Source organism: Bacillota bacterium (assembly GCA_012842395.1).
Lineage (GTDB): Bacteria > Bacillota > SHA-98 > UBA4971 > UBA4971 > UBA6256.
On the sequence record DUSX01000017.1, the window covers coordinates 86,329 to 111,962 of the forward strand.

Annotated in this window: 16 protein-coding genes and 1 pseudogene; 3 read left to right on the top strand and 14 right to left on the bottom strand. The window is 62.3% G+C overall.

What is annotated here, in order from left to right; all coding sequences use genetic code 11:
* Nucleotides 1–100: 100 nt before the first annotated feature.
* Nucleotides 101–1,504, top strand: coding sequence for a HAMP domain-containing histidine kinase (locus GX515_05460; protein ID HHY32465.1), 1,404 nt, complete (start codon nucleotides 101–103; stop codon nucleotides 1,502–1,504).
* Nucleotides 1,505–1,551: 47 nt separating this feature from the next.
* On the opposite strand, the gene GX515_05465 is transcribed toward GX515_05460, so the two are convergent.
* The 14 genes and pseudogenes from GX515_05465 to GX515_05530 all read right to left on the bottom strand — a co-directional run bounded on the left by GX515_05465 (nucleotide 1,552) and on the right by GX515_05530 (nucleotide 21,910).
* A complete protein-coding gene (locus tag GX515_05465) occupies nucleotides 1,552–2,721 on the bottom strand; it encodes a hypothetical protein (protein HHY32466.1) in 1,170 nt (389 codons plus the stop codon).
* An 87-nt stretch (nucleotides 2,722–2,808) separates the two neighbouring features.
* Nucleotides 2,809–3,738 (bottom strand): annotated as a pseudogene (locus GX515_05470) (DMT family transporter).
* 140 nt (nucleotides 3,739–3,878) lie between these two features.
* A complete protein-coding gene (gene gatB / locus GX515_05475) occupies nucleotides 3,879–5,381 on the bottom strand; it encodes an Asp-tRNA(Asn)/Glu-tRNA(Gln) amidotransferase subunit GatB (protein ID HHY32467.1) in 1,503 nt (500 codons plus the stop codon).
* Entirely contained in the window at nucleotides 5,374–6,999 is a 1,626-nt protein-coding gene (gene gatA / locus GX515_05480) for an Asp-tRNA(Asn)/Glu-tRNA(Gln) amidotransferase subunit GatA (GenBank protein HHY32468.1), read from the bottom strand. The genes gatB and gatA overlap by 8 nt, the downstream gene beginning before the upstream one ends.
* A 275-nt stretch (nucleotides 7,000–7,274) precedes the next feature.
* Nucleotides 7,275–7,568 carry an Asp-tRNA(Asn)/Glu-tRNA(Gln) amidotransferase subunit GatC gene (gene gatC, locus GX515_05485; GenBank protein HHY32469.1) on the bottom strand — a complete coding sequence of 98 codons (294 nt, stop codon included), beginning with the start codon at nucleotides 7,566–7,568 and terminating at the stop codon, nucleotides 7,275–7,277.
* Nucleotides 7,569–7,646: 78 nt separating this feature from the next.
* Nucleotides 7,647–9,686 (bottom strand): NAD-dependent DNA ligase LigA, encoded by a 2,040-nt coding sequence (gene ligA / locus GX515_05490; protein ID HHY32470.1) that lies wholly within the window; start codon nucleotides 9,684–9,686, stop codon nucleotides 7,647–7,649.
* A gap of 116 nt (nucleotides 9,687–9,802) precedes the next feature.
* Entirely contained in the window at nucleotides 9,803–12,103 is a 2,301-nt protein-coding gene (gene pcrA / locus GX515_05495; protein HHY32471.1) for a DNA helicase PcrA, read from the bottom strand.
* 122 nt (nucleotides 12,104–12,225) lie between these two features.
* Complete coding sequence (locus GX515_05500) at nucleotides 12,226–13,131, bottom strand: carbohydrate ABC transporter permease (protein ID HHY32472.1); 906 nt, start codon at nucleotides 13,129–13,131, stop codon at nucleotides 12,226–12,228.
* 255 nt (nucleotides 13,132–13,386) lie between these two features.
* A complete protein-coding gene (locus GX515_05505) occupies nucleotides 13,387–14,250 on the bottom strand; it encodes a sugar ABC transporter permease (GenBank protein HHY32473.1) in 864 nt (287 codons plus the stop codon).
* Nucleotides 14,251–14,388: 138 nt separating this feature from the next.
* A complete protein-coding gene (locus GX515_05510) occupies nucleotides 14,389–15,705 on the bottom strand; it encodes a sugar ABC transporter substrate-binding protein (protein ID HHY32474.1) in 1,317 nt (438 codons plus the stop codon).
* A gap of 352 nt (nucleotides 15,706–16,057) precedes the next feature.
* Entirely contained in the window at nucleotides 16,058–17,338 is a 1,281-nt protein-coding gene (locus GX515_05515) for an ROK family transcriptional regulator (GenBank protein ID HHY32475.1), read from the bottom strand.
* A gap of 434 nt (nucleotides 17,339–17,772) precedes the next feature.
* Entirely contained in the window at nucleotides 17,773–19,083 is a 1,311-nt protein-coding gene (gene melA, locus GX515_05520) for an alpha-galactosidase (protein ID HHY32476.1), read from the bottom strand.
* 20 nt (nucleotides 19,084–19,103) lie between these two features.
* Nucleotides 19,104–20,465 (bottom strand): TldD/PmbA family protein, encoded by a 1,362-nt coding sequence (locus tag GX515_05525; GenBank protein HHY32477.1) that lies wholly within the window; start codon nucleotides 20,463–20,465, stop codon nucleotides 19,104–19,106.
* Nucleotides 20,459–21,910, bottom strand: coding sequence for a TldD/PmbA family protein (locus GX515_05530; protein HHY32478.1), 1,452 nt, complete (start codon nucleotides 21,908–21,910; stop codon nucleotides 20,459–20,461). Before GX515_05530 ends, GX515_05525 begins: the two co-directional genes overlap by 7 nt.
* Before the next feature lie 582 nt (nucleotides 21,911–22,492).
* Between GX515_05530 and GX515_05535 the strand changes: the two genes are divergently transcribed.
* Complete coding sequence (locus GX515_05535) at nucleotides 22,493–23,596, top strand: DegT/DnrJ/EryC1/StrS family aminotransferase (GenBank protein ID HHY32479.1); 1,104 nt, start codon at nucleotides 22,493–22,495, stop codon at nucleotides 23,594–23,596.
* Nucleotides 23,597–24,088: 492 nt separating this feature from the next.
* Entirely contained in the window at nucleotides 24,089–25,396 is a 1,308-nt protein-coding gene (locus tag GX515_05540; GenBank protein HHY32480.1) for an NCS2 family permease, read from the top strand.
* Nucleotides 25,397–25,634 lie beyond the last annotated feature (238 nt).

The window sequence follows — 25,634 nt, forward strand, 5'->3', positions numbered from 1 at the left end:
CGCCTGGTCAGGCCCGAGTGCACATGGCCCATCACACAGGTTGTGAGCCATTGGAGGGCGCAGAGGAGAGAATGTGGCCGGGAAAAGAGGATAACGGTCGATGACCATCGGGCGAAAGATCTCCATAGCGTTCGCGATAGTGGCAGTGTGTGGAGCGCTTCTCACGGCGGTCGTGGCCAACACTGCAACGCGCTCCGTGTTCGATTGGTACGTGCGTGGTGCCACGGAAGCCCGCGCAGAACAATGGCGCGACCTTTTCGCCGCATATTACGCCCAGCAGGGTTCTTGGTCGGGCGTGGGCGTCTTGGTGCCCCCGGCGGCGACGGCACCGCCCGGCCAAGCACGCGGCAGGGGACTGGGCAGGCCGTGGGCCAACATCCTCCCGGCTGGGGCCAGAGGCGAACGGGTGATCCTTGCCGACGAAACCGGCAGGGTCGTAGCTGACTCAGAGGGAACGGCAGTCGGCACGTTCCTCGAGGAAAGCTCCGCCAGATTCTCGCTTCCCGTGGTCGTAGACGGCGAGCAGGTAGGCATTGTGGCGCTCGAGACGCCCTTCCAGAAGGGGCTCGTGACGCTGGAGGCGGAATTCCTGCGTCGTGTGACGGTCTCCACCATGCTCGGAGCTGTGCTCGCGGCGCTCCTCGGCGCTGCCCTCGCGTCGACATTCTCGCGGCAGATATCCGCACCCCTCGTCGAGCTTGGACGCGCCGCGCGCCGCATTGCCCGCCGCGATTTCAGCATGAAGGTCGAGCCTGAGTCCGACGGCGAGATCGGGGACGTGGCCCGCGCGTTCAATCTTATGCAAGAGAGCCTGATGGAAAGCGAAGACGCCCGCCAGAAGCTCATGGCGGACATAGCTCACGAGCTCCGTACCCCGCTTGCGGTCCTGCGAGGGAATCTTGAGTCCCTGCAAGACGGCATAGCCCAGCCGACCCACGAGATGCTCGTGTCCCTCCACGATGAGGTGATCCGGCTCTCCCGCATCGTGGAGGACCTCCTTAACCTGGGACGCATGCAGTCGGGAGGCTTCCCACTCCATCTCGTGCCCACGCGGATCGGCGAAGTTGCCTCGCGAGTGACGGCCGTCTTCGGCCCGGAAGCCGAGTCGCGCCACATCCGGCTGCAGACAACCGTCGAGCCCGACACTCCGCCAGTTCAAGCTGACCCCGACCGGATAGCCCAGGTGCTCGTGAACCTGCTTGCCAACGCCATGCGCCACACGCCAGACGGAGGCCTTGTGGCGGTCTCGGTCCGTCGGCACGACGACGGCGGCGTTGCCGTGTCCGTTCGCGACACCGGCGCGGGGATAGCGGAGAAGGACATCCCCCACGTGTTCGACAGGTTCTACCGGACAGACGAGGCTCGGGACCGCTCGACCGGCGGCTCAGGCTTGGGGCTTGCCATAGCCAAGGGAATTGTAGAGGCCCACGGCGGCCGCATATGGGTTGACAGCGAACCAGGCCGCGGCGCTGCGTTCACGTTCACCATCCCCGGGGTGCACTGAGGCTGAGCCCGCGCCCGCCCCTCCAGTTTCGGGCCCCGTTCGCCCGCCTATCCCTCTTGCCGCGGGTCTACTGGCCCAGCGCCTGCCGCCGGCGGCGCGGGCTCCTCCGCAGTCCGCGTACCCGGCTCCGTGTCATCGTGCGGCTGAGGCAGGGGATGGACAGCCGGCTCTGGCTGTGGCTCCGGCCCTGGTTGCGGCCCCGGCCCTGGTTGCGGTTGAGGTTGAGGCTGCGGTTGGGGCTGCCGCGGTGGGAGCCACGGCCTGTTGGTCCCGAACCTAGTGTCCAGGACTGCGCCGACTCCGATGATAGCCACAGCCAGGCCCACGATCACCCCAAGCACTGGGATAAGCCCCAGTGCTCCCAGGACAAGCGCTCCGACAAGGACCTTGACTAGGATCGACATGCGCGCGTTCGCGAGACGCCCGACCTTGTCACCCACAACGACCGAGATAGCCGCATGTCCGAAGATTCCACTGACGACGTAAAACAGGATCCACACCGGCACCAAAGGTATGCCTATGAGCGTGACCGCCAGGAGTATCATGCCTGGCACGAACAACAGCCACGCCACCAGACCCACGAGCGCCACCCGCCCGAGCCTCGTTTCGATGGCCGCCCCAACCGCAGCCGAATGATTGGGCCACAACGCCACCACCACGAGGGCGAGCACGAGGGCGCCCACGAGCCGCGCGAACCACATCAGGCCGAAGTACGCGCGAGGCATATACCACCAGCCCCATGCCCTCGGCCGAGGCACGCCACGGAAATCGAAGCGGAAAGGCCTTCCCCGCTCGTTGATGGTCCCACCCACCACGGCGCCGGGACACCTCTCAACCGACCCACCTATGCTCGTAACATTCCTGCCGACCCGGGCGCCGCCGCCGAGGAAAACCGTGGATCCCACGGACACCACATCGCCCTCGACCTCCCCGTTCACCTCGACGGTGGACCCTACGGACACGGCGTCTCCGGTCACTCGCCCGTCAACGGTAATGCTGTTCCCCAGAGAAACCACATCACCCTCAACAACCTCGTCCGGCCGCACGTGGATGGGGCCACCGAACACAACGATGCTGCCCGTGCGCTTCTCTTCGGCAAACACAAGGCCTGCGAAGCCCGCGAAAGCCATGACCGCCGTCACGACCAGCACGACCGCGACTGCAAGAGAGTTTCTCGCCATACGCCGCGGCTTTGACCCCTCCGATCTAGACTCCATAGCCATCCTCTGCACCTCTCTTCCGGCCTCTGACTAGATAAGTATATTACCAGAAGTCCGCGTAGTTTCCCGGCGTGGGAGTCCCGCCTAGGGCTCGGGGTCTTGCGGCGGCTCCTCTGCGCCTTGCTCTCGCCTCGGCCGCCTCCGCGGAAATCCCACTTCGGAGGCAAGCATGCCCGCGAGGATGAGTGCAGCGCCTGCTTGTTGGGCTACTGTCAGACGCTCCCCGAGGATGAGCCATCCAAAGATCCCAGCGAACACTGGCTCCGTAGCGAACACGATGGCCACATGGGTGGGACTGGTGAAGCGCTGGGCGACGTTCTGGACAAAGAAAGCCATCGCGGTCCCGAAGACTGCCAGAAACGCGACCCCGCCGAGGTCTTGAATGGAGACGGGCATCGCGACGTGCTGCCCTAACCAAAGCGTCCGGACCGCCACGACCGCGAAGGCGGCGGCCGCCACGGTGGCGAGCTGCGTCGTCACAAGCAAGGGCACGTCGAAGAGCGGGGCGAACTTGCCCACCGCGACGATGTGAAGCCCGAACGCCACGGCCCCGACCAAGACCAGGAGATCGCCGACCTCGAAAAGGGGGCCACCTCCGAGGTCGAGGGTGAGCAGCCCGAGGCCGACGACGGCGCACCCGACCCCTGCGATTGCGGCGGGCTCAGGCGGCTTCTTAAGGATCAACGTGGACAGGATAGGGACGAGCACGACCGAAAGACCGGTTATGAACCCCGCCTTCGACGCGCTGGTGTACTCCAGGCCCAGGGTTTGGAAGGCATACCCGACGAACAATGCTAGGCCTACCAATACCCCCGCGCCCGCGAGCCTCAGCGTCATGCGCCTGAACCGGGGAGCGACTGCCACACCGATGATGACAGCAGCCATGAGAAAGCGCACAGCCACGAGGGCTATCGCGTCGACCCTGGCGACCATGTCCTTGACCACGACGAATGTGGCGCCCCAAACGAGCGTCGTCAGAACGAGCGATCCATCGGCAACCAATTGCCGATGGACCGGGCTCGCCCAGAATCCCTTGAAACGGAAACCGTCTTGTGATCCTTCGCGCACTTTGCGTCCTCCTGCTTCTGTCCTCCTGCGTCATCATGCATCGTCCGGCGTTTCCGCTGCATCTACCTTCTCACATGCTCCGCCTGTTATCCCGGCTCCCCGGGCGCGAGCCGCTCCCGGAGCAGCTTGTTCACAGCCTGTGGGTTCGCGCGGCCGCGTGTCTTCTTCATCACCTGGCCGACGAGAAAGCCGAGGGCCCTGTCCTTACCCGCGCGTATCTCGCTGGCAACATCGGAATTCTCCGCTATGACATCATCAACGATCCCGGCAAGCTCCCCCTCGTCAGCTATCTGCACCAGGCCCTTTTCCTCCACGACCTGACGGGGCCCCTTCCCCGTGGCGAACATCTCCTCGAAGATCGTTTTCGCTATCTTCCCGCTGATTATCCCGTCGTCTATCATTTTCAACATCGCTGCGAGCGAGTCGGGACTCACCTTCACCTGCCGTATGTCGGTGCCGGTCGCGTTCATGAGCCTCGCAAGCTCGCCCATGATCCAGTTGCTGACGACCTTCGGGTCAGCGCCGTATGCCGCAGCCGCCGCCTCGAAGTAGCCGGCGAGGTCTCTCGATTCGGTCAGGATCGCGGCATCGTAGGCCGGGAGCCCGTATTGCCGCGTGAACCTATCGAAACGCGCCCCCGGAAGCTCGGGGAGAGTGCCTCTCAGCTCCTCCACCCACGCCTCGTCTATCTCGAGCGGAACGAGGTCCGGATCCGGGAAGTACCTGTAGTCGTCCGCCTCCTCCTTGTGCCTCATGGCGACGGTGATTTGGCGGGATTCATCCCAGTGCCTCGTCTCGCGCGCGATACGCTCGCCGCGGGCGAGCGCCTCAGCCTGCCGTGCACACTCGTACGCGAGGGCTTTCTCCACCGCCCTGAAGGAGTTCAGGTTCTTGAGCTCGATGGGCGTGCCGAGGGCCGGCGACCCCTTGGGCTTCACCGAGATGTTCGCATCGCATCGAAGCGAGCCCTCCTCCATTTTGCAGTCGGACACATCCAAGTAGCGAAGGATGCTCTTCAACATCGAAAGATACGCGTACGCCTCCTCAGGCGATCTGATGTCCGGCTCGCTCACGATCTCGAGAAGCGGCACCCCCGTGCGGTTATAGTCCTCCAGCGAGAAACTCGACCCAGTGATCGTGCCACTCTCGTGGACTGACTTGCCGGCGTCCTCCTCAAGGTGAACCCGCCTTATCCTCACGCGGCGGGCGACTCCGCCCACGGCGATGTCCACGTACCCCCGGCTGGCCAGAGGGAGGTCGTACTGAGATATCTGGTAATTCTTTGGTAGGTCAGGATAAAAATAGTTCTTGCGGTCGAACTTGGAGAAACTTGCCACCTCGCAGTTCAGAGCGAGGGCGGTCTTTATCGCCAGCTCCACTGCCTTGCGGTTGATCACCGGCAGCACCCCGGGAAGGCCCAGGCACACCGGACATGTGTGGGCGTTCGGGGGAGCATTGAAAGCAGTGGAGCACCCGCAGAACAACTTGGAATCCGTCAGGAGCTCCACGTGGACCTCGAGGCCGATCACAGGCTCGAAGTCCGACACATCCGCGACGGGTCTCGTGCCAGCCTCTGTCTCCCTAGACATCCCCCACACCCCCGGTCGTCCTGGAAATGAGCCGTCCCCGGACGTCCCCCGAGCCAGCGCCCCTCGCGATGCCGCCGCTCGAGCATGCGCCGCTCGAAGATGCGCCGCGCGCCCCGACGTCAGTCGCGCGCGCCGCGGCCCCGCCGCTCCCCCGATCATGGAGGGACGGCTTCGACTTGTGGAACCAAGTGGCCTGCTCGAAGGCGTACGCCACGCGCAGCACGGTCGCCTCGTCATAGTGTTTGCCGAGAATCTGAAGGCCCACCGGCATTCCGTCTTCACCGAATCCGCACGGGACCGACACCGCTGGTATGCCGGCGAGGTTCGCGGTTACAGTGTAGACGTCTGATAGGTACATGGCGAGAGGGTCACTGGTCCTCTCCCCGAACCTGAACGCCACTGTGGGCGAAGTCGGCGAGACCAGGCAGTCGCACTTCTCGAACGCGCGGTCGAAGTCGCGGGTGATGAGAGTACGCACCTTGAGCGCCTTGAGATAGTATGCCTCGTAGTACCCGGCGCTCAGAGTGTATGTGCCCAGCATGATCCTGCGCTTCACCTCGGCTCCGAACCCCTCGCTCCTGGTCCGCGTCATCATGGACACGCAGTCAGGGCACCCTTCGGCTCGGTAGCCGTACCGGACCCCGTCGTAACGCGCCAGGTTCGAGCTGGCCTCAGCAGGCGCGACTATGTAGTATGTCGCGAGCGCGTACTCGGAATGAGGAAGCGACACGTCCGCCAGGATCGCCCCCATCTCTTGCAGCGTCTTGAGAGCCTGGCCCACGGCAGCCTTCACCCCCGGGGCCATGCCGTCACCGAAGTATTCTCTCGGAACGCCTATCTTTATCCCGCGCACGTCCGGGACCAGGCTTCCCAGGTAGTCGCCCGACGTTCCCGGCACGGACGTGGAGTCGCGCGGGTCATGGCCCGCTATGACACCGAGCACCAAGGCACAGTCGCGCACATCCTTCGTGATGGGCCCGATCTGGTCGAGCGACGAGGCGAACGCGATGAGCCCATACCTTGATACCAGCCCGTACGTGGGCTTCAGGCCCACCACTCCGCAGAGCGCACTCGGTTGCCGGACAGAGCCGCCTGTGTCCGAGCCCAGGGCCACGATGGCCTCGTCTGCGGCGACCGCCGCCGCGCTTCCGCCGCTTGAGCCGCCAGGGACCCTTTCAAGGGCCCACGGGTTGTGGGTCGCGAAGAAGCCCGAGTTCTCGGTGGAGGATCCCATGGCGAACTCGTCCATGTTGGTCTTACCAATGATTATCGCGCCCGCGCCTTCCAGGAGCTCCACCACGGTAGCGTCGTAGGGCGGCACGAATCCCTTGAGGATCCTCGAGGCGCACGTTGTCTCGATCCCGCGCGTGCACATGTTGTCCTTGAGGGCTACGGGAATCCCCTCCAGAGGCCTTGCGGGCTCCCCGCGTGCAAGCCTCTCGTCCGCTGCTCGCGCCCTCTCAAGCGCGCGTTCCCGTGCCACAGTCAGGTACGCGCGGACGGCGGTGTCCACCCGGTCTATCCTATCGAGCAGGGAGCGGACCAGCTCCTCCACGCCGATCTCGCGTCGCTCGATCTTCTCCCTAAGTTCATGTGCTGTAAGCTCGTAGACTTCCAACCCGAACCATCCGCCCTTCTCACGCGCCGGACCCAGGGTCGTGTCCGCGCGTCTATTCGGATCCAAGTATGGCGCCGTAAGTTTTCGTCTCCCTTTTTGACGGTGCTAGGGTTGCCGGGGCTTGCACGACGGGGCGTGGAGAATTCGGCTGTCTTAAGCGCCGAATTCGAACGAGGCGCGCTGCGAGCGCGCCGTCCCCGGAGGGCAAGACCGGTAACCCTGGGCAAGACCCCTCCGCCGAAAAGTGGCCGGGACTCTCGGCGGCATACTCACAGCTATTCAGACTCGAGGATCCTCGGCACTTTGAAGTAGCCGCCTTCCCGGTCCGGCGCGTTCGCGAGCGCATCGGCGATGTCAAGAGACGGGCGAACCCGGTCGTCCCGCAGCACGTTCCGAAGAGGCACAGCATGGGCCGTCGGGCTTACGTCCTCGGTGTCAAGCTCGTTCAGCTTTTCTATGTACCCGACGATTCTCGAGAGCTGCTCGGCCATTTCGGCCTTCTCCTCTGCCGAGAAGGCGAGACGCGCGAGCATGGCTACGTGGTCCACATCGGCGATCGTGATCCTCAATCGACATCTCCCCCGAAAACCCCGCCTGGGCGAGGCGTTTCCAACCGTAAGTCTGCCCTGCGAAGCCCAAGCTGGTGGTCATCCTCCCTCCAGCAGTCTCTCGAACTCACGTTCATCCAAAACAGTCACTCCGAGCTCGCGGGCTTTCTCGTACTTGGACCCAGGATCCCTGCCGACCACGACATAGTCTGTCTTCCTGCTCACGCTCCCGGAGACCCTGCCGCCTCGCGCCAGCACAGCCTCCTCGGCCTCCTTGCGCGTGAAACGCTCCAGGGCGCCCGTGAGCACGACCGTCTTGCCGGCGAGCGGGCTCTTCCCCGCGGAAACGCCCTTCTCGGCCTCCTTCATGTTGACGCCGGCGTCCGCAAGCCTACGCAGGATCTCACGGTTCCTAGGCTCCCTGAAGAACGCAAGGACGCTCTCGGCGACCTTCGGACCAACGTCGCGCACGTCCGTAAGCTCACTGAACGTGGCAGAAGCAAGCCTATCCATCGTGCCGAAGTGCTCGGCGAGGTCCCGGGCGGATCGCTCCCCCACGTGCCGGATGCCCAGGGCGAACACAAGCCGGTGGAGCGGGTGGCTCTTCGATTTCTCTATGGCGCTGAGCAAGTTCTCCGCGGATTTCTTCCCCATTCTTTCAAGGGCCGCCACGTCTTCGAGCTTGAGGTCGTAGATGTCCGCGACCGTTTTGACGAGGCCGGCGTCGATGAGCTGCGCCACCAGCGAGGGGCCCATCCCCTCTATGTCCATGGCGTCGCGCGAGGCGAAGTGGAGAATGCTCTCACGGACCTGTGCGGGGCACGCCATCCCGCCGACGCACCGATAGGCGCTCTCTCCTTCGAGCCTCACCACGTCGGCGCCGCACTCCGGACATTTCTCGGGCATTCGGAACTCGCGTTCCGCACCAGTGCGCCTGTCTGCCACCGCCTTGACGACCTCAGGGATCACATCCCCGCCCTTCTCAACCACAACGGTGTCGCCGATTCGGATGTCCTTCGCCCTGATCATGTCCTCGTTGTGCAGGGTCGCGCGGCTCACCGTGGACCCGGCAAGCTCCACTGGTTCCAGAACGGCAACAGGGGTCAGGGTGCCCGTCCGGCCCACTTGCACGATGATATCGCGCACCACCGTGGTGGCCTGCCGTGCGGGGAATTTGTACGCCACCGCCCAGCGCGGGCTTCGCGCCGTCGCACCCAACCTTTCCTGTTGCGCTAGGGAATTGACCTTCACCACAACGCCGTCGATCTCGTAGTCAAGAGAGGCCCGCATCTCGCCCCAATGCGCGCAGTAGTCGAGCACTTCGTCGACGGTGCGGCACAGACGCGTGTTGGGATTTGTTCGGAACCCCGCCTTCTTCAGAAAGCTGAGCGCCTCGAAGTGCGTGTCTGGAGCGGCGTCCTCAGCGCCGATCACATATCCGATGCCGTACACAAAGATATCAAGCGGGCGCTCGGCCGTGACCTTCGGGTCGAGCTGCCGGAGCGACCCTGCCGCAGCGTTGCGGGGGTTCGCGAAGAGCGGCTCACCCGCTGCCCGCCGTTCCTCGTTCAGCTTCTGGAACTCGCGGCGGACCATATAGACCTCGCCGCGCACGTCCATGCTCACGGGCTTGTCCAGGCGAAGCCGCATGGGAATCGAGCGGATCGTCTTGAGGTTATGCGTCACATCCTCGCCTGTGGTGCCGTCGCCACGCGTGGCGCCGCGGACGAACCTACCGTCCTCGTACACCAACGACACGGCGAGGCCGTCGATCTTGAGCTCCGCCACGTACTCGACGGGCTCGCCATCGAGAGCCCTCCTCACCCTGGCATCGAACGCCCGAATCTCCTCGACCGAGTACACGTTTGCCAGGCTCATCATGGGAGACCTGTGGACGACAGGCGCGAAGGCAGCGGCGGGCGCCGCCCCCACGCGCTGAGTCGGCGAGTCAGGCGTCACGAGCTCGGGATGTGCCGCCTCGAGCCGAACGAGCTCGTTCATCAGGCGGTCGTACTCAGCGTCGGAGATGACTGGGTCGTCAAGCACGTAGTACCGGTAATTATGGAACTCGATCTCGTCACGCAGCTTCCGGAGCCTATCCTCGATCACGCGGATGTCCTCCGACTCGGCCACGCCCATCAGCCTCCTTCGTACCTTCCGATCCTGCCCCGACCATCTCCCAGATATCAGCGAGGATCACCCAGGGCAGGGCCCACTCGCCACCGGGGCGGTATCGCGTCCGCCAGTCCGTCACCCTAAGGGGCAGGCTCGAGGGGCGCGTACGCGACCGCCAGCCTCTTCACGCCCACGCCTGGGAACGCCACAGTCACTATGGCGTTCCTGCCCTCGCCCTCCGCGTTCACCACGGTGCCAAGCCCCCACTCGCCGTGCTTCACCTTGTCCCCCGGATGATAAGAAAGAACGGCCCGTGAGCCGTCGACGCGGGCGGCCCGCCTCACGTCGCTCGGCGGCGACCCGGTTGACCCGGGATGACGAGGCGTCGAGCCCGAAAGGCGTACGCCTGCGTTTCCGCCCAGGCCCGCCTCTGTCTCTAGGTCCGGCCCTGGCCGGGAAACCGCCCTTCTCGCGAGCCCCCAGGCTGAGCCCGGCCTCCTCGTCACGTTGCGACACAGGTCTTCCGGGACGTCAGCGAGAAAACGGGAGGGCTCGTTTATCACGATCTCGCCGTACAGAAGGCGCTCCCTCGCGCGCGTGAAATACAGGGCCTCCTTGGCCCGCGTTATCCCAACGTAACAGAGCCGCCGCTCCTCCTCAAGCTCCTCTTCGCTCTCAAGAGTCCGCGCGTGGGGGAAGAGGCCCTCTTCCATGCCCACGAGGAAGACCACCGGGAATTCCAGGCCCTTCGCGGCGTGGAGGGTCATGAGGGTGACCCCTTCCTCTTCCTCGTCGAGAAGGTCAACGTCGGTCGCGAGGGTGACTTCCTCCAGGAACCCAGCGAGTCCTCTCGATTCGCTGTCCCTCGCGTCAAACTCGCGTGTGACGGACAGGAGTTCCTTGACGTTCTCGGCCCTCGTATCGGCCTCGACCGTGCGTTCCTCCTTCAACGCCTCTAGGTACCCCGAGCCGTCTATGACTCTCTTCGTGATCTCGTAAACAGGTAACCTCGCCGCGACATCAGCGAGGTCGCGGATGAGGGATGCGAACTCGGAGAGAGCGGCCTTTGCCTTCGAAGCGACACCGGGCACCTCCGCCGCAGGGTCGCCCATCGCGAAGGCGAGCGGCATCCCGGCCTTCTTGGCGTAGGCCACGTATTTCTCCAAGGTAGCCTGGCCGACCCCGCGCTTCGGGACGTTCACCACCCTTGAGAGGCTCAGAAGGTCGTCGGGATTCAGGACAAGCTTCAAGTAAGCAAGGATGTCCTTGATCTCCTTCCTCTCGTAGAACTTCAACCCGCCCACGACCTTGTAAGGGAGGCCCATCCCCAAGAACGTGTCCTCAAACACCCTGGACTGGGCGTTCGTGCGATAGAGAACCACGAAATCTCCCGGACGCCGGCCTTTGCGCACAGCCTGTCCTATCTCGGACGCAACAAACGAGGCCTCGTCCCGCTCGTCCCATGCCTCATAGTAGATAGCCTCGCGCCCCCGCCCGTTGGTGGTCCAGAGGTTTTTCTCTTTGCGCGCCTTGTTCTTCGCGATCACGTGGTTCGCTATATCCAGGATCACCTGGGTGGACCTGTAATTCTGCTCGAGCTTTATCACCGTGGCATCGGGGTAATCCCGTTCGAACTCAAGGATGTTCCTGATGTCCGCCCCGCGCCAGCGATAGATGGACTGGTCGGGATCGCCGCAAACGCAGATGTTGCGGTGCTGTGCGGCAAGCATGTTCACCAGCTCGTACTGGGCATGGTTCGTGTCCTGGTACTCATCGACCAAGATGTACCTGAGTTGTTGCTGATATCGTTCGAGAACCGCCGGATGTTCCTTGAAGAGCCTCACCGTTTCGACGAGCAGGTCGTCGAAGTCCAAGCCTGAGCTCTCACGCAGGATCCGCTGGTACACGGGGTACACACGGGCCACCGTCTCCTCCCAGAACCCACGCGCCCGTTTCCTGTACTCATCCGGGCCCACGAGCTCGTTCTTGGCCGTGCTCACCGCGGCGAGCACCCCTTCGGGCTGGAACCTCGTCTCGTCTATGCCGAGCTCGCGGAGCGCGCGCTTCATGGCCGACTTCTGGTCCGCTTCATCGAAAATGGTGAAGCTCCTAGGGATGCCCAGCTTGTCGATATCGCGCCTTAGCACCTTTGCGCAGAATGCATGGAAGGTGCTCACCCAGATGCTGCGGCTCCACGGCCCCACGAGCCGGGACACACGTTCGCGCATCTCGTTCGCGGCTTTATTGGTGAAGGTCACCGCAAGAATGCTGTCAGGGAATACGCCTTGTTCGCCTATGAGGTAGGCGATGCGATGGGTGAGCACACGGGTCTTGCCCGACCCGGCGCCCGCTAATATGAGCAGCGGCCCCTCGATGTGGCAGGCCGCCTGTCGCTGGGCTGGGTTGAGGTCCTCCAGAATGCCCCCGGTTGCCGCTCCCATTGACCATCCTCCTGGAAGCATTGTAGCGCAACTGGGCGCACTAGACAACCGTTCAACCGGGGAGGGCTCGACTTTGCGGCGGCGGCGCGGCCCGCGCCTGGCCCGGCCAGGCGCCCATCGCCTCATCCCTTGGACGCGCCGGCCGTGAGCCCTTCCACGAGCCACCTCTGCACGAACGCGAACAACACTATGGTCGGAAGTATCGTCAGGGTAGTCGCGGCCGCGACCTGGCCCCATTTGATTATCAACGACACTGATATGCGCCAGAGAGTGAAAGGTATCGTTGCCGTTGCGTTGCTCTGCGTGAGCACAGACACGACGAGGAAGTCTCCCCACGAGACGATGAATGCGTAGAACGCGACCACAAGTATGCCTGGCAGGGCGGTAGGAACTATGATCTGAGCAAGCGTTCTCAGTGTCCCGCACCCATCTATGACCGCAGCCTCATCGATTTCCTTCGGGATTCCGTCAAGATATCCCTTGGCCATCCATACGCCGAAAGGCAAGGTGAGCGTGAGCTGGGCGAGGATGATGCCTGGGTACGTATCCACCATGGCGAGTTTCAGCATCCACGCGTACAGAGGTATGAGTATGAGCACAGGCGGGAACATCTGCGACGCGAAGATCCCAGCAATGATGTAGTTTTGTGCCTTCAACCGGTACCGGCTCAGGCCATAGCCTCCGAGCGTCGCCAGAACCAGCGTTATCGCTGTCACACCCGTGGCGATCTTGACTGAGTTCCACAAGTTGGTAGGGAAATCCGTCACCGAGAGGATGTTCACGTAGTTGGACAGGGTGAGGTCTTTGATACCACAAACGAGGGAATCACGCAGGATTGCGTCAGGCTTCTTGAATGAGGTCAGTATGATCCAGCCGATAGGAACCAGGAAAAAGGAATAAAACGCCACGAGTACTGCGTAAGTGAGGACGACCTGCCTGAGCCTGTTTCTCGTCTTCGTACGCGAGTGCCTGTTGGGGAGCACCTGCATCCCCTTGCTAGACGGACCGCTGTTCTCAATCGCGTTCATCCGTGCCCCTCCCCTCACCGTCCGGTGGTCAACGCGTCGACAGGCGACTTGCTGCGCAGCTGCCTAGGAGGGCCACAGCTCCGGGTCTTTGTAGCGCTCGGCGGCGGCATCTGCAACGCGAGACAAATGGTTTCAAGCCAAGGCCTCGGCGTTCGAACGAGGCACGCCGCAAGCGCGCCGTCCCTGGAGGGAAAGGCCGGCAGCCCTGAACAGGGCCTGCACGCTCAAAACCGGCGCGGAGTCGTGGCCAGCTCGCTAGATCTCCCTCTCCCCAGTCACCTTGGTATAAAGCAAGAAAAACGTAGCTAGAAGGACCAGCATCGCGACCCCGAGCGCGGCACCGTACCCCATGGAAAAGTTGTGCCAACATTGCTTGTAAAGGTATACGGGCAGCACCTCAGTCACATCGACCGGGCCTCCGCCGGTCGCAAGGTAAACGAGATCGAAGTTGTTGAACGTCCAGATCACATGTATGGTGACCATCACCATGGCCGTGTACTTGATCCCCGGCACGGTGATGTGCCAGAACTGCTGCCAAGCATCGGCCCCATCTATCTGCGCTGCTTCATAGAGATCCTTTGGGATCGACTGCATCGCAGCAAGCAGCGCGACACCGTAGAATGGGACGTTCCTCCACAGGTGGAGGAACACCACGAGCGGGAACGCCCAGCGAATGTCCCCGAACCAGTACGTCGCGTACCTACCCAACCCAATTCTCTCTAGAACCATGTTGAAGAATCCGTAACCCGTCTGGGTCATGAACTTGAACATGACCACCGTGGCGACTACAGGGATCACCCAGGTTGTCATGGCCAGGCTTCTGAAGACACCTACGCCCGGCACGTTCTGTTTTAGAGCCAAGGCTAAAATGGTGCCGAGGGCGAGCTGGAGGATCACCGCTACGGCAGTGAGCGCAAGAGAGTGTCGTAGCGCGACCCAAAACACGGGGTCGAGCACCATCTTGGCAAAATTCGCGAGGCCGACCGTGCGGACGGTCGGCCTCAATAGGTTGGCGTCGGTGAAAGCCTGCCACACGCCGCTTACGAGCGGGAGCGCCACAAGCACGCCGAGCACGGCGACAGCGGGCGCACATAGAATGTAGCCGGTCTTGCCTCTCAAACGTCCCTCTACCATGTGCCTGTGTCACACCCCGCCTTCCCTTCCTGGTCCCTTCTCCGACGTCACAAACCCCGAGTCTCGTCGCACGCCTGCGACAAGAGAATCGTTCGTCCACGCGCTTGACGTCCGGTGGACGGGCTACAGCAGGCCCTCACTGGCCACTTTCGCAAGATCGTCGCACAGGCGCTTGGCAGCTTCCTTGGGCGACATGGTCTTGTAGATGACTGCATTGATGGCTTTGAATATGGCGTCTTTCGCAGGCGCCCAGTTCAGCGGAGAGGGGCAGATGCCGGTGGGCAGCTGCGCGCTGAAGCCTTGTTGCCACCAGTTGCTCTTGAATTCCTCCAAAGCGGACACGTCCTTGCGGGCGGGAATGAACCCGGAGCTGGCCGCCCAACCGGCCATGGCGTCCCTCGACGTGATGAACTTGACAAGCTCCCACGCCTTCGACTGATCCTTTGAATGTGCGTTGACCATGATAGGTTTGACTTCCATGTAGGTTGCCTGAATGCCTCCAGGGGGGATCGGCAGCGGTGCTATGCCGGTCTTCTCCTCTAGGATCGCGCGCGCGGTCTCGTTATCAGCACGGTGCCCCCAGATCCACGGCCCCATCGGGACCATCGCCCACTTTCCAGCGACGTACCCGTTGTCCTCAGGCATCCACCCAGCACCCCTCTGCGCGGGATCCATCGCCGGGAACTCCGGGTCGCAGAACAGAAGATCATAGTAAAGCTGCAACACCCTCTCGAACTGCTCAGGCGTAGCCACGCAAACCCACTTACCGCCGACCTTCTCGAAGATCTGTCGGCCTTTGCTCACCTGGAAATACCATGAGATGAACTCCTGGAATCCTCGCGATTCGCCAACCTCAGTGACGCAGGTGAACCCGTACACCTTCTTGTTGGATTTCCTCGTAATGGCGGAAGCTGTCTTCACTAGGTCGTCCCAAGTCTTCGGGACCTCGAGACCATATTCTTTGAAGAGGTCTTTTCTGTAGAGTAGGACGCGGGCGTTAGTGTTGTAAGGAATCCCGTAAATGGCTCCATCTACTGTCAAGGCGTCCACGGCACCCTTGACGAAGTTGGCCTTTTCGTTCCAAGCGTTGAACTCATCAGTAAGATCGGCTATAAGCCCCATGCTCAGATAAATGGGCATGTCTTCGACGAGTCCCTCGATCACGTCCGGCTTGCCCGTCTTTGCCTGGATCACGTATTTCTTTTGCATTTCGGGATATGAGCCGGGTCCGTAGAACTTGTCGACGACCACATCCGGGAGGGCCTTCTCCACCGCGCTCTCCCACCATGCGACGTAGTCGGGAGAGACCTCCTGGGTCACGAACGGCATGTTCCAAAACGTCAACTGGACCTTGGCAGCGGCGTTCGCCACGCAACAAGTCGTCGTGCACACCAAAGCAAACAAAGCGACGCACACAGCCATACGCACCGCTTTCCTCATAGTGGCCTGACTCTCCTTTCAGAATCGGGTTGGTTGCCTGTCAGCCGACCTCGATGCCGTTCCCCGAGCCAGAACAATGCGTGTGCAACGCGAGGCCTTCTTCTTCTCGCCGGTGCCAAGGCCGTCGGCGTTCCCAGGTAGGCAGTGAAGTGTGGGCAGCGAAGCAGCACAAGAAGACATGAAGCCTTGATCGGAGGAAGGAGTTGAGCAACGTTGAACAACATGGACGGTAATGGGCTGTTGTCGCTAGTTGAAGTTGGATTCACAGCTGCGCACCGGGCAGTCTCCGCGCATCCCCCCTTTCTTCAGCACATCCCACACCGGGCCGTCAGAACACGGGACTTACCCGCGGTCACTCAGAAGTCTTTGTACAGTCCACGAATTCGCCGGTCTCAAGCATATTCTCGAGCACCAGTGCGGCTGCACCGATGCTGCTCGCGTCCTCGCCCAAGGAGGACGGCACGATCTCCGGAAGGTTCACCATGGTCGTGAAGGCCCGCTTCCTCACAACGCACTTTATCTCGTTGAAGAGGAGGTCTCCTGCGCGCGAGACGCCGCCGCCGATGACCACCATCTCGGGGCTGAAGAGGTTCACGGCGTTCGCTATGCCGATGCCGAGGTATCTGCCGGCCTCGCAGATCAACCTGCGCGCCAGGAGGTCGCCCTCGTTGGCGGCTTCGGAGACCACCTCCGCCGTGATGTTCTCGATCCTGCCGCCAACCATATCCCTTATCGTCGTGCGAGCCCCGGCGGAGACCGCCCTTATGGCCGCCGCCGCAATGCTGGGCCCGGAAGCCACCACCTCCAGGCACCCATTGTTGCCGCACGGACACACAGGCCCGTTGGGATCAACCGTGGTGTGGCCAATTTCGCCCGCGCCCCCGCGCTCCCCCCGGTACAGCTCACCGTTGAGGATGAGCCCGGCACCGATGCCGCGGCCCACGTTCACGCAGATGAGGTTCCTGCGGCCCCGACCCACTCCGAACCTTGCCTCACCCAAGGCCATCGCCCGCGCATCGTTCTCAATCCAGCACGGCAGGCTGAACTCCCCGCGGAAGATGTCTGCGACGGGAACGTTGCTCCAACCCGGTATGTTAGGTGCGAACACCGAGACCCCGTTCACCACGTCGGTCAGGCCCGGAACACTCACCCCTATTCCCGCGACCTTGTCCCGAGCGGAGCCGGCCTGTGACTGGGCTTCGCGCGCCGCCTCCAGCATGCGGGAGAGTATGCCCTCTTTGCCGACGCCCACGTCGAGGTCCATTTTCGCGCGAGAAACCGTGCTTCCCTGAAGGTCCGTCACGACCGCGATGACCTTGCTTACCCCGAGATCCACCCCAGCAAGGTAAAAAGCTTTCGGGTCGAACTCAAGGAGAACGGGAGGCCGTCCGCCGCTTGATTCTCCAAAACCTATCTCTCGCACAATCCTGCATTTTATGAGCGTCGACACAACGTTGGAGATCGTGGCGGGAGTCAAGCCAGTGACCCCGGCAAGCTCAGCGCGGGACATGGGGCCCTTCTCTCTAAGGACCTGGAATACTCTAAGAGTGTTAATCCTGCGTAGAAGCCTGGTGTCATCCGCTTTCATGGGCAGCGACCCCGTTCGCCACTCGAGCGCGCTCATCTCGAACACCGCCAACTATCCTCGTTCCGCAACAAGCAGCAGAGCGTTTCTCAAGAGCCTAAATTAAGCGCCTGCGCCAGCCCGGGTGTAGCTCCCCGCTCGCCCGGCTGACGAACCTCACGACACCACTTCTGTGGTGTACTGCCGAGCAAATCGTCGCCACAACTCTGCGCTACCTTACGCGCCCCTGACGTCTCGCCTAACGCTATCGGGCCTGGCCCAAGGTTATCGAACATGCCCTCCCTCCTCGGCGAGCCTCGGGCGCACGTCATTCGGCTTTCGCACGCGAGCTCGAGCTGGTCGAATCTCTATGCCCCTGGCACAAGCGCCGGTGCCGCGATCTCGTGCATAACTATTCGCTGAGCCTCCTATGAATCCTGCCATCTTTCATAAAGTTCTAAACAAAAACCGGGCGCTCCAAGTAGCCCGGAAAACGCACACCACTAGAAGGGAAGAAAACCTGCCTCGGCCGCGAACAGCTCCTCAGCCATGGCTCTGAGCTCCGCAGGAGAGCATACCGCCGCGCTCAGCGGGTCGAGCATCATAGCATGGATCGCCGCCTCCCGGTCGCCCTCGAGGGCTGCCTTGACCCCGAGCTCGTAAACGGCCATGTTAGATTGACACAGCGCTGCCAGTTGCGATGGAAGTCGGCCGAAACGGCAAGGATGGTAGCCAGCGCCATCAACCAGCACAGGCACCTCCACGACCCCGTCGAAGGGAAGGTTTTCGATGAGCCCCCCGTTCAGGACGGTCGCGTGAATCACGGTCGGCCGATCGAATAAATGGGCCTCGATGATGGCCGAGGCATACTCATGGCTTCTTGTGAGCTCGTAGTGCTCTTCGCCGGACACAAGGCGCATGGCCCGCGCGTCGTTGTCCTTGCGCCATTGCGGCCAGTTCTTGGCATAAAACCCCGATCCACCGAGATACCCTTCGCGGCAGTACTTCTGTATGAGATCGGGGCGCTTGCGGAAGTACGGCACGTATTCGGAGAAATGCCCGCTCGACTCGGTGACGAACGCGCCGAAGTGCAGCATGACCTCGAAACGCACGGGGTCCCGCTCGTATATCGCCGGATCCTTTGCTTTCTCCCGAAGCACCGGGTACATGTCCCGACCGCCGTGTTCGAGCCTGGTAAACCAAGCCATGTGATTGATCCCGGCGCATTCCCAAACGAGTTCCTCATACGGCACACCCAAGTACGTGGCGAGCTGCTTGGACGTGTTCTGGACCGAATGGCAAAGCCCCACGACCCTTAGCTTACTCGTTCGCACCGCCGCCAGCATCATCATGGACATGGGGTTCGTGTAGTTCATGACGAGGGCGCGAGGGCAAAGCTCCTCCGCGTCACGCAGGATCTCTACCCACGCCGGGATCGTCCGCAACGCCTTCATGACGCCGCCGGGCCCAATGGTATCCCCGATGCACTGATCGATCCCGTACTTCTTGGGTATCTCGTAGTCGAAACCCACCGTGGACACGCCGGAGACTTCGATGGTGTTGATCACGTAATCAGCATCGCCCATAACCTCACGGCGCTCGACTGACGAGATCACGTCCCAATGCCTGCCAGCGAGCGAGACGAGCTTCTCCACCAGTCTCCGGGCGATGCCCAACCTCTCCGCGTCGATGTCCACCAGTGCGAAGGTCCCACACCCGATCCCCGGGATGAGGAGAATGTCCTTCGCCAGCTGGAATGTGAAAGAGCTGCCCGCCCCGAAGATGACCACCTTGGGCTTCGACGCACCGCGCATGCGACCCGTGCCACCTCCTGTCAGTATTGCGTGACTCCCGTAAACGTGAAGCTCCTCACCTTTACCGCCGGCGCTACGATTCCACCCAGCGAGTACAAGGGAAGAAGCCTCGTCTCCTTTGAGATCAGTTCCACGCCGGAGAACGCGCCAAGTATGCTCTCGGTGAACCGGAGGTTCTTCACCGGCCGCACGATCCTGCCGCTTTCCACGAGGAAGGTGCCATCCCTCGTCATGCCCGTCAGTATCGACTTTGCGGGATGGACGGGGTTCGTATAGTGAAGGCGCTTCACGTAAATGCCGCGCCTCGTGGCCGCGATCATCTCGTCCAGAGAGGAATCACCCCCAGCCATGAAGAGATTGACGGCGAAGGGCTCCGCGGACGGCAAGGGCGATATCGCATGGCCCGTGGAGCGCTTTCCCTCGCGCGCGGCCGTGAACGAATCGTACACAACGCCGCGTGCGACGCCCTCCTCGATGAGCATGACCCTCTGCTTGGGCACCCCCTCGGCGTCGAAGGGCAGCGGCACCCCGCGCGGGTCAAGGCCGTCATCCCAGATGGTGATGTTCGGCCCGGTTATCCTGCGCCCGATATTCCCTGACATGAAGCTACGACCCTCTTGGAACGAGAGCGCACCGAACCCCATGTAGGAGAGCATTTGAACCATGTCGGCCACCGCGTACGCCTCGAAGATGGCTTCGTATTCTCCGGGCTCGATGTCTACGGGGTCGGCATCCGCCAGACATCCCCTCACCGCCTCTTCAGCGACTTCATGCGGGTCTATGGCTCCGACGTTCACAGAAAAGCGCTCCGCGTAACCCGAGCCGGTAGCGGACATAACGACCGTGAGAAGGTTCGCGCGGGTGAACCGTGTCTCTGCAAGAAGCCCGCGTGAGTTCACGACCATCATCTCGTGCGCCGCCGTGGAAAACGAGCCTGACGCAACGAGCCCTTCTTTGGCCGCGAGCCTGCAGATCTCCCCCACGCCCGAAGCCCGCCGCTCTGGCGGGCACGACGCGGTCTCTTCGGAATATGCGTTGACCTGCGCACACTCGGCCGGGCCGGGGAGCCCTGGGAACTCTGGGTTCTCAGGCTGCGCCTTCGCGACGCGCCCCGCCCGCCGCACCGTGGCCTCGACCGATTCGCGATCCAGCCTCGTGGTGGACGCAACCCCGACCTTCTGACCGAATACCGACCTCACCACCACGCTTGTGGTGCGTTCCCCGGTGTTCTGGTGGATCTCGCAGTTGGCGAAACGCGTGAGGTATGCCTCGGACGTCTCGACGGCCACCTCGACCTCGTCAGCTTCGGACGTATTCAGGACGATATCGGCCACGCACGCATGGTCTCTGCTACGGAAAACGGTATCTTTCGCCCCTACCATCTCCCAACACCCACCCTCACGTTACGGAATCTCGCGGGAGCAGACCCGTGACCGACGTGCGCGAGCTGAGGCGGCTCGCCTTTGCCGCAATTCGGAACACCCCAAAGGTGCCACTCTCCTCTGGTCCCAACCGCGTCGCAACTCCCCCAGAACTCAGGCGTTATCCCCGTATAAGTGGGATTCTTCACCATCTGGCCGATGGCGCCGTCCCTAATGAGGTAACCAACCTCTGTGCCAAACTGAAAGTTCAATCGCCTGTCGTCTATACTCCAGCTCTTGTTCGTATCGAGGAGAATGCCCTCCTTCGTATCGCGGATCATCTCGTCGAGCGTCCAATCGCCCGGCTCGAGGTTGATGTTAGTCATCCTGATTATCGGCATCCTGTGGGGACCGTCCGCGCGCATCGCACCATTGCTTCTTTCACCCAACCTGGCCGCGGTTTCCCTGGACGTAAGATAGTTCACGAATATCCCGCCGTCCACAAGTGGCGTTCTCTGCGCGGGAACGCCTTCGTCGTCGTACCCGAAGCTCCCGAGGCCTCCGGGGATCGTTGCATCGGCGGTTATGTTCACGAGCTCCGATCCGTACCTGAAGCTGCCTTTCTTGTCCGGCGTCAGGAAGCTCGTCCCCGCGTAACTCGCCTCGGTGCCGAAGACCCTGTCCAGCTCCGACGGGTGCCCGCAGGACTCGTGAATCTGCAGGGCCATCTGGTTGGTTCCGAGGATCACCGTGGTGGTCATCGAGGGGCACTGCGGCGCGTCCAAGAGATCCCCCGCCTCCCGTCCCACCTTCTCTGCATGGCCGGGAAGGTCGAGAGCCTCCACGAACTCGTATCCCGCACACGCGAAATCCCCGCCGAACGCGGCCGGATATGATCGCCTCTGTACATCGTTTGGGCCCGCGGCGAACGCGGAGAGCCCGGCGCCGCTTTCCACCCTTTTCTGGCTGATCACCGCGCCTTCGGATGACACGAAGGTCTTCTCTTCCTCAAAAAAGCTCATCGAAGCGGTGGACACCCTGACCCTCTTATCTTCCCTGGCCAGCCTATCAGCGTCAAGGAGCAGTTGGATCTTCTCGTCGATCGGCACCTCGAACGGGTCCGTGTTGCACGGGGTGACGTGCGAGCCAGTGACCGGCTTGGTGGGGGCCAGCGCAACATCGCGCCGTTTCACCGTCGCGCTCGCCCGCGCGATTCTTACAGCCTCGTCCGCAACCCGCAAGGCTTCGTCAAGGTCCAGCCTGGAGCTAGACGCGAAACCCCAGGCCCCGTCCACGAGCACCCTTACACCGAAGCCCTCATCCTCGCCCATGGATACGCCACTCACCGCTCCGTTTTTCACGGAGATAGATTCCTGCCGCCTACGCACTACTCTCACGTCGGCATAGCTTGCCCCCCTCGACACAGCGAGGTCAAGGGCGTCTTTCAGTTCCGGCACATCCAGCAAGATCGCTCCCTCCTCAGACGGCCAAGCTCCACGTCTCTCGTCGCGGCCCCACAGGCCCACTACAGGCCCACTCGAGGATGGCCCGCGACCCGTGCCGCGGCATCCGCATGCCGGCTCCGCCTACGGGCTGGGTATTCTACACGACGCTGCCCCATCCCTTCACACCGAAGTCGGATTTCAGAGGCTGCCAAGGTCGTCACAAGCCCGCGCTCCTTTTCAGCGCACAAGTCCTGCCCCGGGCTGCCGGCGTTCGTCCTGAGGAGACGGCGCCGCGCTTGCGGCGCGCCTCGTTCGAGTTCGCCGCCCGGGCTGGCCGAATTCCGAGCGCCCCGTCGTGCAAGCACCGGCAACCCCAGCGCCCTCGCCCTCGAGAGAAAGGGCAGAAACTTGCCGCGCCATACTTACGTAAGCGCGTGCACGCGTTCAAGGAAGGAAATCGGCGGATCGCGCAGAATACGGTGTGGCGAACTGCAGCAGCCTAGCATATCAGCACGGTATCGGGGCGAAGGCCGTCAACTGAGGGGGGATACGATGGAATCAGAATCGCGCACTTCAACGGGGCTCGAGTTCCGAAAGGTCTCAATGGCAAAACCCTATCACGGTCCCGAGATAGAAGAGGCCGTCCTCCAAGTGCTCAGATCGGGGATGCTCATTCAGGGGCGGATGGTCGAGGAGTTCGAGACGGGCCTAGCGAATTACCTAGGCGCCACGCACGTCGTGGCTGTGGGAAGCGGCACTGCTGCCCTTCACCTCGCCTTCCTCGCGCTCGGGGTCGGCCCCGGAGACGAGGTCATCACCACGCCGTTCAGCTTCGCGTCGTCCGCCTATGCCATCATGTATTGCGGCGCGACGCCTGTGTTCGCCGATATCGATCCAAGGACCTTCAACATAGACCCAGCGTCGATCGAGGAGAGAATAACCCCTCGCACAGTCGGTATCGAGCCCGTGCACCTCTACGGGCAACCGGCGGAGATGGATGCCATACGCGACATAGCCGCGCGTCACGGCCTCTTCATCGTGGAAGACGCTGCCCAGGCCATCGGGGCGGAATACCGTGGTAGGAAAATCGGAACCATCGGTGACGTGACGTGTTTCAGCACTTACGCCACGAAGAACCTCCATACCATGGAAGGCGGGTTCATCGCGACAGAAGACCGCGATCTCGCAACGAAAATCAGGCGCCTGCGCAACATCGGCCAGGAGAGCAAATACCGTCACACGCTGGTCGGATTCAATTACCGCATGACAGAAGTCGCGGCAGCCGTCGGGCGGGCGCAACTCGGCCTCATAGACGAGTTTTCGAGGATCCGGCGGCAAAACGCGGCCTACCTCACCGGCGCGATCTCGTCGCTCCCGGGGGTCACGCCGCCTTACGTGCCGCCCCATGTATCATCCGTCTTCCACCAGTACACGGTGAGCATCGATGAGAGCACTCTAGGCCGCTCGCGCGATGAGATAGCTGCCTTAATGAAGGCAGCCGGCGTCGAAACGGGCATCCACTACCCGGAACCAATCTATTCCCAGCCAGCGCTTCGAGAGCGGTTCGGAGCACAGGCCGCACTCTGTCCAGCAACGGAACGGGCCTATCGGCAGGTTCTGTCGCTCCCCGTTCATCCCGGGCTGACAAAAGATGATCTAGACCATGTGGTGCGGGCGCTAGCGAGCGCGGTGGGCGTCGCCCTGTAAAGTCGCTGTGGCAGCCATGCCCTGCAGAGGAGGAGATAACCAACCCTGAGAAGGTCTTTCAAGCGAAACGTCGAAGCAGTAAAGTGCGCCGGCGAAGGCCCCTTGCGCGCTCGCGGGGTTCCACCGCCAGACGGCGGCGACCGCCGCCCCGGGTTGAGCTCCAACGCTCGGAAGCAATTGTAGGGCCATTAGGACTCTTCTCGGAATCGCACCTCAGCGCACGCATCGCGCAGTGCCTACAAGGCCTTGCCACCCCACCCAGGGTCGGGGAAAGGTTCGAGCCCGGGCGGTCCGCCTCCGGGGCCCCGGAAAAGGTTTCGCTGCGGAGAGGAGGGGATGCACGGAAGCACGTGAGCGAGCAGCTACCCGCGCAGCACAAAGCGGGCTGGGGTCCGTTACAGGGCGCATTTACTCGTGCTGGCCACACGCTATGTATCTTAAGGAGGTTCGGGTATGGCACAAGCGAAGGTGAACAACGCAGATGCCGGGTTTCTGGATAGCGTGTTTCACTTGAGAGAGAACCACACCAACATAAGGACAGAGATCGTGGCGGGCATCACGACTTTCATGACGATGGCTTACATCATCATCGTCAATCCATCCATTCTCGGGAACACCGGCATGGACGTCGGAGCTGTGATGGTCGCGACCATCCTCGGCACGGCCCTGGGAACGCTGGTTATGGCGCTCTATGCGAATTACCCGTTCGCCATGGCGCCCGGGATGGGTTTGAACGCCTTCTTCGCATTTACAGTGGTCCTCGGAATGGGCATAAGTTGGCAAACGGCCCTCGCCGCCGTGTTCGTTGACGGCGTGATCTTCTTGATACTGACCCTTCTCCCGGTGCGAAAGGCTATCATCAACGGCGTCCCGATGACCCTGAAGCTCGCGGTGAGCGTGGGCATCGGTCTTTTCATCGCCTTCATAGGGATGCAAGAAGCCGGGATAATCGTGAGAAATGAGGCCACGCTCGTGGGGCTAGGCAACATAACGTCCCCGACGGTTCTGCTGTCCCTGTTCGGCCTGGCCGTTATGGGGCTCCTCGTTTCGCGGCGCGTCAAAGGCTCGCTCCTGCTTGGCATCCTTATCACAACGATCGTGGGAATGATATTCAAGCTGAACCCCGCACCGAGAGGGATCGCCGACATCATCGGCGCTCCGCCAAGCCTCGCCCCAACATTTCTGAAGATGGACTTCAGCGGGCTCCTGGACGTCGGACTGATAACAGTGATCTTCACATTCACATTTGTAGACATGTTCGATACGGCCGGTACACTCATTGGTGTTTCAACAAAAGCCGGGTTCCTGAACGAAAAGGGCGAATTGCCCAGAGCTGACCAGGCGCTCCTCGCCGACGCGGTCGGCACCATCGCCGGAGCGATTTTCGGAACCAGCACCGTCACCACGTACGTGGAAAGCGCGTCGGGCGTCGCTGAGGGCGGGCGAACCGGCCTCACGGCCGTCACAGTCGCAGTGCTGTTCCTGCTCTCGCTCTTCTTCGCGCCGCTTGTGAAGCTGATCCCCGCTGCCGCAACCGCTCCCGCCCTCATCATCGTGGGCATTTTCATGATGGAGCCAGTTATGAAGATCGACTTCACCGACTTCACCGAGGCGATCCCGGCGTTCCTTGCCATCGCGATGATGCCGTTCGCGTACAGCATAGCCGAGGGCCTGGTGTTCGGGGTTCTCGGATACGTCATCATCAAGCTGCTGGTAGGCAGGGCGAAAGAGATCAGCGCCACAATGTGGGTGCTCGCAGCGCTCTTTGTCCTCAGGTTCATCCTGCCGCTCATAACCTGACCAAGTACGACGCCATAAGTTCTCGTCTCCTTTCTTGACGGCGCTGGGGTTGCCGGTGCTTGCACGACGGGGCGTGGAGAATTCGGCAGGCTTGCGCGCCGAATTCGAACGAGGCGCGCCGCAAGCGCGCCGTCCCCGGAGGGCAACACCGGCAACCCTGGGCAGGAGCCCTCCGCCGAAAAGTGGCGCGAACTTTTGGCGACATACTCAGAAGGCTCATCCAGCCCCCAAAAGCTCG

What these genes read in the sequence shown, in the direction of transcription:
- GX515_05460 (HHY32465.1), top strand. Translation starts at nt 101, where the DNA reads ATGACCATCGGGCGAAAGATCTCCATAGCGTTCGCGATAGTGGCAGTG.
- GX515_05465 (HHY32466.1), bottom strand. Translation starts at nt 2,721, where the DNA reads ATGGAGTCTAGATCGGAGGGGTCAAAGCCGCGGCGTATGGCGAGAAAC.
- gatB (HHY32467.1), bottom strand. Translation starts at nt 5,381, where the DNA reads ATGTCTAGGGAGACAGAGGCTGGCACGAGACCCGTCGCGGATGTGTCG.
- ligA (HHY32470.1), bottom strand. Translation starts at nt 9,686, where the DNA reads ATGGGCGTGGCCGAGTCGGAGGACATCCGCGTGATCGAGGATAGGCTC.
- pcrA (HHY32471.1), bottom strand. Translation starts at nt 12,103, where the DNA reads ATGGGAGCGGCAACCGGGGGCATTCTGGAGGACCTCAACCCAGCCCAG.
- GX515_05500 (HHY32472.1), bottom strand. Translation starts at nt 13,131, where the DNA reads ATGAACGCGATTGAGAACAGCGGTCCGTCTAGCAAGGGGATGCAGGTG.
- GX515_05510 (HHY32474.1), bottom strand. Translation starts at nt 15,705, where the DNA reads ATGAGGAAAGCGGTGCGTATGGCTGTGTGCGTCGCTTTGTTTGCTTTG.
- melA (HHY32476.1), bottom strand. Translation starts at nt 19,083, where the DNA reads ATGCGCGGTGCGTCGAAGCCCAAGGTGGTCATCTTCGGGGCGGGCAGC.
- GX515_05525 (HHY32477.1), bottom strand. Translation starts at nt 20,465, where the DNA reads ATGGTAGGGGCGAAAGATACCGTTTTCCGTAGCAGAGACCATGCGTGC.
- GX515_05535 (HHY32479.1), top strand. Translation starts at nt 22,493, where the DNA reads ATGGCAAAACCCTATCACGGTCCCGAGATAGAAGAGGCCGTCCTCCAA.